The 14,519-nt window shown below is 30.7% G+C and carries 14 protein-coding genes; 7 read left to right on the top strand and 7 right to left on the bottom strand.

Annotated features, from left to right (window positions below; translation table 11 throughout):
- Positions 1–25 precede the first annotated feature (25 nt).
- Positions 26–1,591 carry a SulP family inorganic anion transporter gene (locus SOI86_RS00415; protein WP_320682531.1) on the top strand — a complete coding sequence of 522 codons (1,566 nt, stop codon included), beginning with the start codon at positions 26–28 and terminating at the stop codon, positions 1,589–1,591.
- Positions 1,592–1,596: 5 nt separating this feature from the next.
- Here SOI86_RS00415 and SOI86_RS00410 read toward each other — a convergent pair whose 3' ends face one another.
- The 4 genes from SOI86_RS00410 to SOI86_RS00395 all read right to left on the bottom strand — a co-directional run bounded on the left by SOI86_RS00410 (position 1,597) and on the right by SOI86_RS00395 (position 6,161).
- Positions 1,597–2,487 carry a homoserine O-succinyltransferase gene (locus tag SOI86_RS00410; RefSeq protein ID WP_320681671.1) on the bottom strand — a complete coding sequence of 297 codons (891 nt, stop codon included), beginning with the start codon at positions 2,485–2,487 and terminating at the stop codon, positions 1,597–1,599.
- A gap of 13 nt (positions 2,488–2,500) precedes the next feature.
- Positions 2,501–3,829 (bottom strand): O-acetylhomoserine aminocarboxypropyltransferase/cysteine synthase, encoded by a 1,329-nt coding sequence (locus SOI86_RS00405; protein ID WP_320681670.1) that lies wholly within the window; start codon positions 3,827–3,829, stop codon positions 2,501–2,503.
- Between the two features lie 70 nt (positions 3,830–3,899).
- Positions 3,900–4,559 carry a hypothetical protein gene (locus SOI86_RS00400; RefSeq protein ID WP_320681669.1) on the bottom strand — a complete coding sequence of 220 codons (660 nt, stop codon included), beginning with the start codon at positions 4,557–4,559 and terminating at the stop codon, positions 3,900–3,902.
- Positions 4,560–4,652: 93 nt separating this feature from the next.
- On the bottom strand, positions 4,653–6,161 hold the full coding sequence (locus SOI86_RS00395; protein ID WP_320681668.1) for a hypothetical protein: 1,509 nt from the start codon (positions 6,159–6,161) through the stop codon (positions 4,653–4,655).
- A gap of 167 nt (positions 6,162–6,328) precedes the next feature.
- On the opposite strand from SOI86_RS00395, the gene stpA reads away from it, so the two are divergent.
- On the top strand, positions 6,329–7,549 hold the full coding sequence (gene stpA, locus SOI86_RS00390; RefSeq protein ID WP_320681667.1) for a glucosylglycerol 3-phosphatase: 1,221 nt from the start codon (positions 6,329–6,331) through the stop codon (positions 7,547–7,549).
- Between the two features lie 29 nt (positions 7,550–7,578).
- Positions 7,579–8,511: an arsenosugar biosynthesis radical SAM (seleno)protein ArsS gene (gene arsS, locus SOI86_RS00385; protein ID WP_320681666.1), complete on the top strand. Its 933-nt coding sequence runs from the start codon at positions 7,579–7,581 to the stop codon at positions 8,509–8,511.
- A 6-nt stretch (positions 8,512–8,517) separates the two neighbouring features.
- Here the strand turns inward: arsS and SOI86_RS00380 are convergent, their stop codons facing one another.
- Positions 8,518–8,970, bottom strand: coding sequence for a Fur family transcriptional regulator (locus SOI86_RS00380; protein WP_320681665.1), 453 nt, complete (start codon positions 8,968–8,970; stop codon positions 8,518–8,520).
- A gap of 120 nt (positions 8,971–9,090) precedes the next feature.
- Between SOI86_RS00380 and SOI86_RS00375 the strand changes: the two genes are divergently transcribed.
- Both SOI86_RS00375 and SOI86_RS00370 read left to right on the top strand, forming a co-directional pair.
- Complete coding sequence (locus tag SOI86_RS00375; protein ID WP_320681664.1) at positions 9,091–9,657, top strand: hydrolase; 567 nt, start codon at positions 9,091–9,093, stop codon at positions 9,655–9,657.
- A gap of 77 nt (positions 9,658–9,734) precedes the next feature.
- Positions 9,735–10,766 carry a mechanosensitive ion channel family protein gene (locus SOI86_RS00370; protein ID WP_320681663.1) on the top strand — a complete coding sequence of 344 codons (1,032 nt, stop codon included), beginning with the start codon at positions 9,735–9,737 and terminating at the stop codon, positions 10,764–10,766.
- Here the strand turns inward: SOI86_RS00370 and SOI86_RS00365 are convergent.
- The gene (locus SOI86_RS00365; RefSeq protein WP_320681662.1) at positions 10,737–11,738 is read right to left on the bottom strand and encodes an SDR family NAD(P)-dependent oxidoreductase; all 1,002 of its coding nucleotides are present in this window, start codon (positions 11,736–11,738) and stop codon (positions 10,737–10,739) included. The genes SOI86_RS00370 and SOI86_RS00365 overlap by 30 nt on opposite strands.
- A gap of 226 nt (positions 11,739–11,964) precedes the next feature.
- On the opposite strand from SOI86_RS00365, the gene crtL reads away from it, so the two are divergent.
- Positions 11,965–13,248 (top strand): lycopene beta cyclase, encoded by a 1,284-nt coding sequence (crtL, locus tag SOI86_RS00360; protein WP_320681661.1) that lies wholly within the window; start codon positions 11,965–11,967, stop codon positions 13,246–13,248.
- A gap of 7 nt (positions 13,249–13,255) precedes the next feature.
- Positions 13,256–13,963 carry an SDR family NAD(P)-dependent oxidoreductase gene (locus SOI86_RS00355; RefSeq protein WP_320681660.1) on the top strand — a complete coding sequence of 236 codons (708 nt, stop codon included), beginning with the start codon at positions 13,256–13,258 and terminating at the stop codon, positions 13,961–13,963.
- On the opposite strand, the gene SOI86_RS00350 is transcribed toward SOI86_RS00355, so the two are convergent.
- Complete coding sequence (locus tag SOI86_RS00350; RefSeq protein WP_320681659.1) at positions 13,960–14,502, bottom strand: GIY-YIG nuclease family protein; 543 nt, start codon at positions 14,500–14,502, stop codon at positions 13,960–13,962. The genes SOI86_RS00355 and SOI86_RS00350 overlap by 4 nt on opposite strands.
- Positions 14,503–14,519: the final 17 nt, after the last annotated feature.

The following is a 14,519-nucleotide window of genomic DNA, read 5'->3' as shown; positions in this document are numbered from 1 at the left end:
CTTCTTAATTATGAAAAAACTTACAATGTCAAATTTCTCAAGATATTTATCTAAAAATTGGTTAGATGATCCAAAGTCAAATATTCTCTCTGGCTTAGTTGTTGCTTTTGCCATGATCCCAGAAGCAATTGCTTTTTCAGGTATAGCTGGTGTAGATCCTAAAGTTGGCCTTTTTGGTGCATTTTGCTTATCTATAACAATTGCGATTGTTGGAGGAAGAAGGGGAATGATCACTTCAGCCACAGGTTCAACAGCTCTTTTGATGACTGGACTTGTTGCTTATGGAGAATCAAAAGCTCCAGGATTAGGAGTCCCATATCTTATTGCAGCTGGAATATTAACTGGAGTTTTCCAGATTCTTTGGGGATATTTAAGACTTGCTTACCAAATGCGATTCGTCCCAACAGGAGTATTAAGTGGATTTGTAAATGCACTGGCACTTTTAATATTTCAAGCACAACTACCTCAATTAGGGATAGGTATTAAAGAATCAAAAGGATTAGTTGAACAAACTTTAAGTCAATACCCAGTCAACTCTCAGATCCCAGTGGTTTGGATCCTTGTAATCCTAGGATTAGTAATTATATATGGGCTTCCAAAAATCACGAAAGTAATACCATCTCAACTTATCGCAATAGTAATAATTACTCTTATAAGCATATTCTTTAATCTAGACGTACCAACAGTTAGCGATTTAGGTAAATTACCTGATGGATTACCAAGTATTTCTTTGCCTTTTGGATCAATAGAAAATGGAAAAGTACCTTTTAGTCTCGAAACATTAGGGATAATTTTACCGACCTCACTTGCAATATCACTTGTGGGTTTAATGGAAACTTTTTTAACTCAAGATATTTTAGACGATGTAACTGATACAAGTTCTAATAAAAATAAGGAAGCAAGAGGCCAGGGAATCGCAAATATTATGGCATCTTTATTTGGTGGAATGGCAGGATGTGCCTTAGTTGGGCAATCTGTAATGAATACTGAAAATGGCGGCAAATCTAGATTATCAACCCTCTCCTCAGGTATCTCTCTACTAATTATGATCATCCTCTTGAAGTCTTGGATTGGAGCAATACCAATGGCTGCTTTAGTAGCAATCATGATAACGATCGCAATAAGTACAGCAGATATAAATGGATTAAAAAATATTAGAAAGATACCCAAAAGCGATACCTTAGTCATGCTTATGACTTTTGCAGTTACTATGCTTACAAAACCTCATAATCTTGCACTTGGAGTTATTGCAGGAGTTGCATTAGCTGCAATTCTTTTCAGCAGAAAAGTCGCAAAAGTTATAACTGTATTAAGATCAAAAGAAAATAATTTGACTACTTACAAAGTAAAAGGACAATTATTTTTTGTAAGTAAAATTTATTTTTTACAAGGATTTGATATTCATGAACATCCAGAAAAAATTGTAATTGATATGTCTTTAGCTCATATTTGGGATCAAAGTGGCGTTGTTGCTCTTGAGCAAATTATTAGAAAATTCCAGAATGGCGGTTCTAAAGTTGAAATTATAGGATTAAATAAAGAAAGTCTTAACTTATTTGAAAGACTAGGTGGGATGGAAAGCGCCCATTAAAAAAATTAATTAAGACTAACTTGCTGATAACAAAACCAAAGCCATTGCTGAAAAAGCAAATTCCTATGAGATCTCCAAGCGGTTTTTGAACTTTTTAGATCAAAATTTTCAGGAGCTGGAACATCTCCCTTTTCTTTGTCTCTTTCAATTTCACTAATAATTCTATGCACCGTATATTCAGGATGACCTAAATGCATAAGTTGTTTTTGATCTTTTGATTCAAATATTGTATATCCCACGTTTTCTCCATAAGCTAACAAATTCAATTTCCCTTCTTTTTGGGCCTTCTCCATCTCTAAATCTGGTAATCCTGCAAATCTACTTTGAGGACAAATAAATTCATCATCTTGTGTCCCCATCAAAGGATGTCCAGGAACAAGACTTTTTAAAGGGAATACCCCAAATAATTTCTTATCAAAAACTTTCTTATCAACACCTGCCAAATAAGCCAGCGCAAAGCCAGCCCAACATAATCCAAGAGTACTTGCACAAGAATTTCTAGCTTCATATACAATTTTCACAAATTCATCCCAATACTTAACATCCTCAAAGGCTAGGTGCTCAATAGGTGCTCCAGTAATAATTATTCCATCTAAAGGTTCTGGATTATTTGCTTCTTCCCAAGTTATATATAGATTATTTAGATGATTAAGATCCCATGTTTTATAAGAGTGAGTTTTAAGCTTTATCCAAACTGGCTCAATCTGAAGTGGAGATAAACCAAGTGGATGGAGTAAATTAAATTCATACTGCTTGCCAAGAGGCATGATATTTAAAATACCAATCCTTAGAGGACGTATATCCTGTCTTTTTGCCAATTCTGGTTCGATCCAAGATATATGATTTTTTTCAACATCACTAATCTTGTGATAGTTACTAGGAATTATTAAAGCCAATAAATCTCCTTTCCTACGTGATTTGTGAAAGTGCTTGTTCGAAATCTGCTTTTATATCATCAATATGCTCAATTCCTACAGAAACTCTTACCATAGTTGGAGTAACTCCTGCAGATAATTGTTCTTCTTCAGATAATTGCTGATGAGTTGTTGAGGCGGGATGAATTACTAAAGTTTTTGAATCACCAACATTAGCAAGGTGACTCGCTAATTTTAAGGAATCAATAAATTTTACTGCATTTTCATAACCTCCATTAAGAGAGAACATAAGCATGCAACCCATTCCCCTTCCAGTAGTATATTTTTTGGCACTTGAATAATATGGATCAGATTCTAGGCCAGGATAATTAACACTACTTACATTAGAATTAGAATCTAACCATTTTGCTAATTCAAGAGCATTAGAAGTTTGTCTTTCTATCCTTAAACTTAGAGTTTCCAAACCCTGCAATAACAAGAAAGAATTAAAAGGACTTTGAGCTGATCCCCAGTCTCTTAGGCATTCAAGTCTTGCTCTTAATGCAAAAGCTATATTTCTGTTATCAGGAACTCCCAAAGATTTGCAAATTTCACTACCGAAACCAAAAGCGTCCCAATGAACGAGACCATGATAAGCAGCACTTGGCTCACTCATTAGTGGGAATTTACCATTTCCCCAATCAAAGGTTCCGGCATCAACTATAACCCCGCCGATACTTGTTCCATGTCCTCCGATCCATTTCGTTGCACTTTCCACAACTACATCGGCTCCAAAATCAATTGGTCTTATTAAAGCACCCCCAGCACCAAGGGTATTATCCACTATTAAAGGAATTCCATTTTCCTTAGCCAAAGCAGAAAGCCCCTCAAAATCTGGAATATTGAACCTAGGATTTCCCATTGATTCGACATATATTGCTTTGGTTTTATCGTCAATTTTATTTCTAAAACTATCGATACTATCGCCATCAGCAAATTTAACTTCTATTCCTAATCTTGGAAATTGTACTTTAAATTGATTGTAGGTCCCACCATAAAGAAAAGATGTAGAGACAAAATTATCTCCCGCTGTCATGCAGTTCACGATTGCTAAGAATTGCGCAGCTTGACCTGAGGATGTTGCAAGTGCCGCCATACCTCCCTCTAAAGCTGCCATCCTTTTTTCGAAGACATCTGTTGTGGGGTTCATAAGTCGAGTATAAATATTTCCAAATTCTTTTAATCCAAAAAGATTCGCTCCATGCTCTGCGTTATCAAAAACATAAGAGCTAGTTTGATAAATAGGTACTGCTCTAGAATTTGTAGTTGGATCAGGAACTTGGCCTGCATGTAACTGAAGAGTCTCGAACTTTTGGTTGCTCAAAATTTTTAAATAATCCTATATCTATTTAACTTAAAAAAGTCCAAAAAAAAAACAAAAAAAAGATAAATATTTATAAATCCTTTTTTAATGAAGGGTAATTATCTTTCATATATAAACTCAAATCCTCTTTTATCACAGATCTGAGTTTTTCAATATTTGCAGAATCAATTATTGGGAAAGTTTTATTAGCCTCAAGATCTTTTTCAGTAATTGATTTCCAATTCTTACCAACATCTTTTTCAGAGTTATTTAAAACCTCATCAAAATTGAAAACCTTATCATTGTTTTTAGCTTCAAATTCTCTAAAAGCTTTATTTATGACTTCTTTTCTAATTTCGAATATATTCTTAGCTTTTAAGGTATCTGGGAGACCCATAACTGGTTGTAATTCTTTAAGAAGTTTTATTTCCTCTTCAATTAAGAGTGTCCAAACACCATGTTTATTTTTTGGAAGATTAGAATTACTAAAAATATTAATTTCATCGAGGTAAAATTTTAACCATAAATAATATGATTTTTCTTCAATAGTTTTTTTAACGGATATCTTTTTATTTTGGATCTTTGGTAGCAACTTTTCTGCTTTCTTCAAAAACTGTCTGTCTTCTCTTTCTAAATTTATTAATCCCCATCTTTGACTGTAGTCCCATAAATCTTCGTATCTTGTTAAGTCTTCTTGATTCCATCCAAGAGCTTTCAGTTCATGAGAACGATGTGTTAATTCCTTTTTCAAAAAAAACCTTTTAAAACCATAATAATTCTAACCCCGCAATCAAAATTAGTAAATAAATGAAGAACTTAGCTTTTTAATAAATTAAATAAATAATCAATTATTAAAGTAATTATTAATAATTTTCAAAACATTGATATAACTTGGATTTTTCTCTGAAATTTGATTACTATATTCATTTTTTTCAAGTTCGTTTTCCGCTTTGTCAATAAACAATTTCTTGTAAAGGATTTCAATATCATTAAAAAGATAATCTCCTTTTAATTTTTCATTTAATTCTAAAGATAATTCAGATTTCACAGATTCTTGGCAAAAATTAGTGATTTCTTCTGAACTAATTAAAACCTTATAAATTTCTTTCTTTTCTTCTGAATTAGCATAAAAGCATAAATAAATCAGATTAATCATTGAACAATTATTATTTTTGATTTTGAATTCTTTATAAATTTCCGGCCAAAATTTTAAGGATTTTAGACCTTCTAAACCTCCTTGACTAAGAGAATATTGATTACACCAAATTACAAATTCCGAGACATCTTTTGGACATCTGTTGAGTTTCAAAAGCATATCTGATAAAACTTGTCCTGCCTGAAAATTCCTTGTTGGTTTTCCTTCCGTTGGTAGAGTCATACTCCCTAAGACATCAGCCTTGACAGCATTTAATTGAGAAAAAGTATAATCTCCTTTTTCACAAAATTTATCATTAATTATTTCCTTTGCACTAATTATTTCTTCACCATAACCAAGTTCTTTTAATGAAAGATATTTATTTTCTAATTTATTTTCTTTTCTTACTTGTAATGATACTGATGCGGCTTGATCTAAACATTGAGTTAACAAAATCGTATTAATGGTAGGTAGCATTCCTGGCTTATCGGAATGAAAGTTATTTACAAAACCTGCAAATATGGATGAGATATTTTTTATTGATTTTATATATTGACACTCAATATTATGAACTCCAGGAGAAACTTGAATTTTCGGTGACAATTGATTCAAAATGCGAGCTCCTATTAAAGAAGTTAGGGCATCAGGATGGCAGAAATTTGCAGTAAAACTATCATTAGGATTTCGTAAAGCTCCATGACGATGAAATCCTGTAAAAAAAGCTAAATTTGGATATTTATTACAGAGAATAAAAGGTTTTTTATTTTTATTATCAATACAAAAAGAACCGACGAGACAACCAAGAACCACATTTTCTCTTTTTAAATTTTTTCTGAGTTCTAAAGCATTTTTAACATCATCTTGTATATGATTACTGTTTGAAGCAAGAATAACTATCTCACATTCCAAGAGAAGATCTTTCAGATCAAAAGACTTTCTTATTCCCTCTGAAGAATAATGTCCCATTCTCTTAATCTTTTCAATAGTTTTATTATCCATCTCAGAAAGAACTTCATTTGAGAACGCACCTAACAAATCTCTATCTTCCCTAGGAGCTAAGAGAATATTATTTGATTTTCCATGCATAGCACAGTTGTATGCAAGTGATGCCGGATATAAACCTACACTGTAAAATCCAACTTTGCTGTTCTCTATATCTTCAATAAATGAATAAAAATATTTTTCATCATTTATGTTTTCTATGAAATTATTATTCATTTTTGGAAATTCTTGATAATTTTTTTTAATTTCTTACCCATACCAATATTTTTCTACATTAAAGCAATTCTTGACCATAGCAAATTATTTATTGTAAATATTGAATTTTTTAATTTATAATTTCTATTAAAAATGGAAATTAAATTTAAAAAGAAATAATTATAAATATGGAATATATGGCAAGTAATTTAAAGGTACAAAAACAATTAATTTCTTCTGAAAATATCTTAATTATTCAAGACATTGACGGAGTTTGTATCCCTTTAGTTAAAGACCCAATGACTAGAAAATTAGAATCAAGATATATCTATGCAGTAAAAGAATTTGCCGAGGAATTCTTTGTATTAACTTGCGGGGAACATGAAGGTCCAAGAGGGGTTAACAGAATAATTGAAAGGAGTTTAAAGAGCACTAATGAGCCTAAAAACAAAAAACTATATTTGCGAGGTTTAGCAGCCTGTGGAGTAGAGTATCAAGACAACAATGGTGAAATAAGTTTCGAAGGAGTCTCAGAAAAAGAACTAAATTTTTTATCTAAAGTACCTAGTTTAATAAGACCTAAATTTAATTTCATAGTTAAGAATATTTTCCCTGAACTTAGCCAAGAAGATATCAATTTTCACGCAGTAAAATCAATATGTGAAACACGCTTCTCGCCAACGATTAATTTCAATAGTCTATTTGATTTAGTTCACAAAGATTCTGATAAAAGAAAGCTTATTCAAATTAGTTTTGAAAAAATGATGAATGAAATCATCTTAAAAGCTGAGTCGGAAGGCCTCAATAACTCATTTTTCCTTCATATTTCGCCAAATTTAGGAAAAAAAAATGGTATAGAAACAATTAAACTTTCTTCTAAATATGATATTGGATCAACAGACATACAACTACTTATAAAAGGAGCAGTTAAAGATTCTGGAGTTTTATTTCTTTTAAATAAATTTATTGCGAATAAAACTGGTAAAGCTCCTTTTGGAAGTAATTTTAATTTTAGAGACTCTCCAAATTCTATTAAGGAAAAAATTGATTTATGCAAAAGAACTATTCAAATAGAAGATATGCCTATAATTATAGGAGTTGGTGACACAGTAACCTCCAAAAAACATAATGGTGAAAAAAGTTATTTAAGAGGAGGAAGTGACAGGTCTTTTCTGGAATTTATACAAATATTAGGTAATGAATTTGGGATTAATAATAAAATAATTTTTGTAGATAGTAGTTCTGGTGAAGTTGAAAGGCCCTCTACAAAAAAAACTGGTTTAATAGGGATCAGTGATGATTTTGACAACTTAAAGTTTGACATAGTTTTTAAAGATGGTCCCAAAGAATATATAAGTTGGTTTATTGAACTTGCTAGTAAGAGATCAAACTTTAGAAAAGATAGTTGAATTTTTAATTTTCAAATGACAATAGATTTATGAAAGAAAAATTCCCCCCAATATATAAAGAACCTATAGAAACATTGCAAATTAACATAGGTTATAAATGCAATCAGGCTTGTAAGCATTGTCATGTCAATTCGAGTCCCCTAAGGACTGAAAAGATGTCTAATGAAATAATATCTCTTATTCCAAAAATAATTGAAAAATATAAAATCAAGACTTTAGATATTACAGGTGGTGCGCCAGAACTTCACCCAGAGTTTAGAAACCTAATAACCAGTTTGAGCACAAAACAAGTTGATATTATTGATAGGTGCAATTTGACAATTTTCTTTGAAGAAGGTTATGAAGATCTTCCTCAATTTCTTGCAAAGAACAAAGTGATAATTACTGCTTCGCTACCGTGTTACGAAAAAAATAATGTTGAGTTTCAAAGGGGAATTGGGGTTTTTGAAAAAAGTATTAAAGCTATAAAAATTCTTAATGATTTAGGATATGGAAAGAAAGAAAATGTATTAAAATTAAATCTTGTTTACAATCCTGTAAGCCCAATTCTTCCTCCTTCTCAGGAAATATTAGAAAAGGATTATAAAAGAATACTATTCGAAAAATATAATATTGTTTTCAATAGCTTATACACAATTACTAATATGCCAATAAATAGATATGAAGAATCTCTAAGAAGAGAAGGGAAACTAGATACTTATTACAAATTACTAAAAGAAAATTTTAATGAAAATAATTTAGAAAATCTTATGTGCAAAAAGACTATTAGTGTAAATTGGCTTGGAGAAATTTATGATTGTGACTTTAATCAACAGATTAATTTCCGAGAGAACAAAGGTCCAAAGACACTTCTTGATTTATTGGATGAATCATTTACTTTTGACTACGGAGTGGCTGTAAAAGAACATTGTTTTGCCTGCACTGCAGGTGCAGGATCAAGTTGCGGAGGGACTTTAACTTAAAATCTACTAAATGCAATTAGGACATATAGCTCTTACATTTAAAGAAGATTCAATTAATTTAAACCCATTAACTTTTGCTGCAACTTTGCCAGCTTTTAATACCTCTTCATTTTCAAATTCTTCTGTTCTTCCACACCTAATACAAATCAAATGATGATGATCAGGAGTGTCATTACTAAGCAATTCATATCTATGTCCGCCCTCACTGAGTTCTAATTCATGAAGCAAACCCATTTGAACTAAAAGTCTTAAAGTTCTATAAATTGTTGCAAGTGAAACTTTGGAACTTGATTTAACTAACTTTTCATGAACCTCTTCAGCACTAAGATGCTTTCCAGAACCTATATTTTCAAACAAATTAAGAACCTTAAGTCTCTGAGGAGTTAACCTCTTCCCATCTTTATGTAAACCATCGCCAAGAGGAGATGTAATAACATTGAATTGAGAGGATAATGACAACGATTAACCCATGGCTATTCTCAATAATAACTCTAGATGAGAGCAAAACAACTTTTTGATTTAAAATGTTTACTAAAGTTCTCCAAAATATTATGTTGAATATATCTTTATTTTGAAATAATGAAGGATAATGAAAACTCTTCTGATAAACCATCACCGAAAGTAAACGCTTTATTAATTATTGATATTCAGGAAAAGATAATAAGACCAATTTTTAATAAGGATTCAATAATTAAAAACATTAAAAAGGTAATAGATGCTTACCAAATTTTAGAAGAAAACATATTTATATCTGAACAGAACCCACTAAAATTAGGTTCAACGATCCCTAAATTATTGCCCAAAGCCGAATTTAATAAAATTGAAAAGATGGAATTCAGCCTAGCTAATAAACAAGAATTTACTAAAGAACTTAAAAATAAGCAAATTACAGATTTGATAGTTTGTGGTATCGAAACGCATATTTGTATTCAACAAACAGTCTTAGATTGTTTACAAAAAGGATATGATGTTATTCTCATTTCAGATGCTATGAGCAGTCGAAATAGAGTCGATCATGAAATAGCCTTAAAGAGAATGATTCAGAGGGGAGCTACCTTAACAACTACTGAATCAATAATTTTCGAATTATGTAAAACCGCTGATAGAAAAGAATTTAAAGAAATTAGAAATATAATAATGAGTTAAAAAAAATTAAGACTGGTTTGTTGTTTAGAGATAATTTAAGATTTTATTAGAGATTAATTTTTAGAGTTTATTTGAACATGAAATTAGTGACTGAAAACCTCCTTCTGGCAATATCCATTTTTTTTATTGCAATTTTATTGTCGATAATAATTTCTAAACTTTCAAAAATATTTTTTAAAAAGATCTCCAAAAGGACCAAAACAAATTTCGATGATTTTATTTTTGAGGTAATCTCTGGAATTATAAAACCTATAGGTTTCCTACTCTCATTTTATTTTTCAATTGACTATTTTTTTGCTGATGAAATAACTTTCATCTCTGTCTTATTGAATATTCTGAAATTGTTTATATTGATAATTATTATAAAAGCTCTAAACAAAGTTTTAATCAGATCTTTAACAGAATCGACATCAAAAATTAATGATTCCTCAATAAGTTCAATGATATCTTCACTAACTCCGTTGATAAAAGCATTAACTTGGACTATTGGTTCAATATTTTTCTTACAAAATATAGGAGTTCAAATGACTGCTATTTGGGCTCTACTAAGTGCAGGTGGTATTGGAGCAGGATTAGCCTTGAAAGATCCAGTTCAGGAGTTTTTTGAATATATCACAATTTTGCTTGATAAACCTTTTCAAAAAGGGGAGTTTATAAAATCTGATGGAGTCCTTGGAATGGTTGAGAGGGTGGGGGTAAGATCCTCAAGGATAAGAAGTATTAATGGAGAAGTAATAGTAATGAGCAACAGCGCCCTAACAAATGGAATAATTTCAAATTATGCTCAAATGGAAAAAAGGAGGTTAGTGCATAAATTAGGAGTTATTTATGAAACCTCTCCAAAACTTATGAAATTGATTCCTACAATAATTAAAAAAATAGTCGACGAGACAAAAGATGCGTCTTTTGATAGGTGTCATTTTACAGATTTTGGTGACTTCAGTCTTAATTTCGAACTTGTTTATTACATACCAACAAATAATTATATTGCGGCAATGGAAGCTCAACAATCTATAAATTTAAAAATAATTGAGGAATTCGCAGTTAATAATATAGAGTTTGCATTCCCAACACAAACCTTAAATATTGAAAGTAACAAAGCCAAATGATCTGCAAATCTCTTCACTTAAAATCCAGAGCTTTGAAGCTAACTCGGAACTATTTGCTTCATCACTAACATTACTTTCAACTAATTTATGTTTTTTAAAAGATATAAGTTTATTACTTAAATGTATATAACCAATATTATTGAAATCTGAATCAAGGACAATTTCAGAAAGAATCTTTCCAGCATTTTCTATACTTTCAGAAATTCCCAAAATATTTCTTGCAACTGTAGAAAAAATCAAATATCCAAAGAGGTTAAAACGTTTACTATATCTAAAAAAACCTGAATCATCATTTGGTATGACGAGACCAGGAGCCCAAGTAACTACAGAAATTTTACTAGAGGTCATTTTTAATTTTCTTATAAGTTCTTTAGCAAATAAAATATTACATAACTTACTATTTTTATAAGATTCATCAGCATTAAAATTTAAAAATTGCCCAGTAACTTTTTTCCTGAAATCAACTAGATTATTAAGTCCTGCTTTCTTTCCTATACTTCCACCTGAGCTTTTGGGATCGTGAACATCTGATGATGTAATAATGATTCTAGATTCTTCTTTATCTCTAACAAAAACTTTTAAGAGATTTACCAAGTAAAAATGTGCAAGATGATTAACTGCAAAAGTTAGTTCTAAGCCTTGTTTTGATACTTTAGGGTAAAAAGAACCTGTATATTGCAATCCTGCATTTAAAACAACTACATCTAAAAAAATCTTTTTACAAATAAAGTAATCCTTAATTTTTTTAATATTCTCTAGATCTGAAAGATCACAATTATCAATAATATTTAAATATTTACTAAGGTAATTTTTCTCAAAATATTTCTCAAGTATTTTTAGAAATTCATTTTTCCTTAATTCAGATTTTATTACAACGTATAAATTATTTTTCTTCTTTAGTAAATTAATAGTAGCAAAAAAACCTATACCAGAATTACCTCCAGTAATTAAAATATTTTTATTTTTTATCATTTAAAAACATATACATTTTTATATGATAAAAAAATATATATGTTTTTTTTTTTTTTGTAATCTTATAAATTATTGTTAAAACACTGAAAACTTAGTCACTAGAAATTGAGTAATTTGATTATTATTAATCTACTCTCATTACTAAGTATTGGATGAAATATAAAAAATTAATTTCAGAAATAATACCTTCTTTCATAAATTTCTCTAATCATAAGATTTATATTTAATGTCAAAAGAAAGCATGCCAGATGTTCTTGTTTTGGGCGCTGGGCCTGCAGGCATGGCAATTGCATCAGCTTTAGGAAAAGAAAAATTAGATGTTGAAGTCCTTTCTCCAAATGGCCCAGATGAACCTTGGCCAAACACTTATGGTATTTGGGGGAAAGAAGTTGATCAACTTGGTCTTCAGGATTTACTTGAATATAGATGGAAGAATACTGTAAGTTTTTTTGGGCATGGCGCTTTAGAAGAGCAGCACGATGAGAATAAAGCTACGGAGCATTCATTAGATTACGGACTGTTTGATAAGAAGAAACTTCATAATTTTTGGCTTAATGAATGCAATAAGTCTTTTATTAAATGGCATCAAGGCTATGCAGATAAAATACATTTTGAAAAATATAAAAGTACTGTAACAACAAATGATGGCAAGACATACTCTGCAAGATTAGTAGTAGATGCGACAGGATATGATCCTGTTTTTCTTAAATTAAAATCATGCGGTCCTTTAGCAGTCCAAACTTGTTACGGGATAGTCGGTAATTTTAGTAAACCCCCCCTTAAAGAAGGTCAGTTTGTCTTAATGGATTATAGAAATGACCATCTTAATGAAGAGCAAAAAAAAGAACCACCCACTTTTCTGTATGCAATGGATATGGGAAATGGAAAATATTTTCTTGAAGAAACATCACTAGGTTTAGTAAATCCTTTAACAATGGAAAATTTAAAAGAGAGATTGGAAAAAAGGCTATCTTATCGAAATATATCTATCACAAGTATGCAACACGAAGAACTTGGTTTGTTTCTCCCAATGAATATGCCAATACCAGATTTCAAACAACAATTACTTGGATATGGAGGCGCTGCTTCAATGGTGCATCCTGCATCTGGATACTTAATTGGTAATGTTTTAAGACGAGCTCCACTTGTTGCAAAAGCAGTATCAGAAGCTATTAAAAACAAAAATCTTAGTACCTATCATATTGCTAGAAGGGGTTGGGAAACTTTATGGTCAAAAGAATTAATTAGAAAGAAATCACTTTACCAATTTGGATTGGAAAAACTCATGAGATTTGACGAAAAACTATTGAGAGAATTTTTTGGCAGTTTTTTCAAACTACCCAAAAATCAATGGTATGGTTTTCTAACTGATACTTTATCCTTAAGAGAGATTGTATATGCAATGTGCATAATGTTTATAAAGGCCCCATGGAGCGTAAAGAAAGGTCTGATGATTATGCATGGTAGAGAGTTTAAAATGTTGCTTAGGATAATATTCCCAAATATATAGTTTCAAAATGAGAACCATTCTAATAAGTGGAGCTAATAGAGGTATTGGACTAAATATTGCACATAAAGAATTAAAAGAAGGTAACAGAATTAGTGTTGGCATTAGAGATTTAGAATCATTAAAAGGAAGTGTGATTGATCCAAACAAATGGCCAGAAGGGAAAATTATAATTAACAAATATGATGCATTAAAAAAAATTTCAGCCGAAAATTGGATAAAAAATACCTTAGATCAATATGGAGGATTTGATTCAGTAATAAATTGTTCTGGAATATTATCAAAAGTTCCTTTCTTATTTAAAGACGGCGATGAAGAAAAAATTTTAAATACACTAAATATCAACTTTTTAGCAATTTGGAATTTATGTAGGCTTTCTTGGGAACATTTATGTGCTTCAGAAAGAGGAAGAATAATTGTTTTAGTTTCAATGAGTGGTAAAAGATCCAAAGGAGATTTAGCCGCTTATTCTTCTTCAAAATTTGCTTTGATGGGATTATGCCAAACAATGAAAAATAAAGGTTGGGATAAAAATATAAGAATTTCAGCAATTTGCCCAAGTTGGGTTAATACAGAAATGGCTCAAAACATCTCCTCACTAGACAAATCAAGAATGACTCAACCTGAGGATATTGCTGAGATATGTTCAACTATTCTGAAGCTTCCAACACAATCAGTTCCATTTGAAATCGCCTTAAATTGTAATTATGAAATTTAGCCTAAATTAAAAATTAAATAGGCCATAGTTAACATTGCAATTGCAATAAATAAGCCTTTTATTCGATTAGTAAACAATGAAAAAAGAGAGAAATCCTCAGAGAAATATCCCCCAAAACTACCTGTAACAAATAACACAACCATTGGTAGAGATGCCGCTCCAAACGCATAAGAAATGGATTTCAAAAATCCAAAATTTAAATAATTTAAAGTCAAGGAGCTTAATGAAAACAATAAAAAAGAGGCAAACAAAGTAATGGAAACTTCAGCATCTAAAGTGTGAGGTAAGCTTCCCTTTAATTCAAATTGCTTTTTACATTCTCTAATCTGTCTTTTAGAAAGCTTTAAATAACCAGTTTCAGGAATTCTTTGGGATTTATATTTTCTTAGTAACCTGGCTTCAAGAGTCTCTGGCTCCTTTGTCATAATTGATGTTAATAATTCATCTGGATTTAATTTCTTAATTTTCTTATCAAGATTATCCGTTTTTCCAATTCTATAAAGATCTCCGACTCTTATGAGGTAAACATATCCCGACATTTGCGTTGTACAATTAA

It is taken from the genome of Prochlorococcus sp. MIT 1314 (genome assembly GCF_034093315.1).
GTDB classification, from domain to species: Bacteria; Cyanobacteriota; Cyanobacteriia; order PCC-6307; family Cyanobiaceae; genus Prochlorococcus_A; species Prochlorococcus_A marinus_Y.
This window is presented reverse-complemented; position numbering and strand designations above follow the sequence as displayed.

What these genes read in the sequence shown, in the direction of transcription:
- SOI86_RS00415 (WP_320682531.1), top strand. Translation starts at nt 26, where the DNA reads ATGTCAAATTTCTCAAGATATTTATCTAAAAATTGGTTAGATGATCCA.
- SOI86_RS00395 (WP_320681668.1), bottom strand. Translation starts at nt 6,161, where the DNA reads ATGAATAATAATTTCATAGAAAACATAAATGATGAAAAATATTTTTAT.
- stpA (WP_320681667.1), top strand. Translation starts at nt 6,329, where the DNA reads ATGGAATATATGGCAAGTAATTTAAAGGTACAAAAACAATTAATTTCT.
- arsS (WP_320681666.1), top strand. Translation starts at nt 7,579, where the DNA reads ATGAAAGAAAAATTCCCCCCAATATATAAAGAACCTATAGAAACATTG.
- SOI86_RS00375 (WP_320681664.1), top strand. Translation starts at nt 9,091, where the DNA reads ATGAAGGATAATGAAAACTCTTCTGATAAACCATCACCGAAAGTAAAC.
- SOI86_RS00370 (WP_320681663.1), top strand. Translation starts at nt 9,735, where the DNA reads ATGAAATTAGTGACTGAAAACCTCCTTCTGGCAATATCCATTTTTTTT.
- SOI86_RS00365 (WP_320681662.1), bottom strand. Translation starts at nt 11,738, where the DNA reads ATGATAAAAAATAAAAATATTTTAATTACTGGAGGTAATTCTGGTATA.
- crtL (WP_320681661.1), top strand. Translation starts at nt 11,965, where the DNA reads ATGTCAAAAGAAAGCATGCCAGATGTTCTTGTTTTGGGCGCTGGGCCT.
- SOI86_RS00355 (WP_320681660.1), top strand. Translation starts at nt 13,256, where the DNA reads ATGAGAACCATTCTAATAAGTGGAGCTAATAGAGGTATTGGACTAAAT.
- SOI86_RS00350 (WP_320681659.1), bottom strand. Translation starts at nt 14,502, where the DNA reads ATGTCGGGATATGTTTACCTCATAAGAGTCGGAGATCTTTATAGAATT.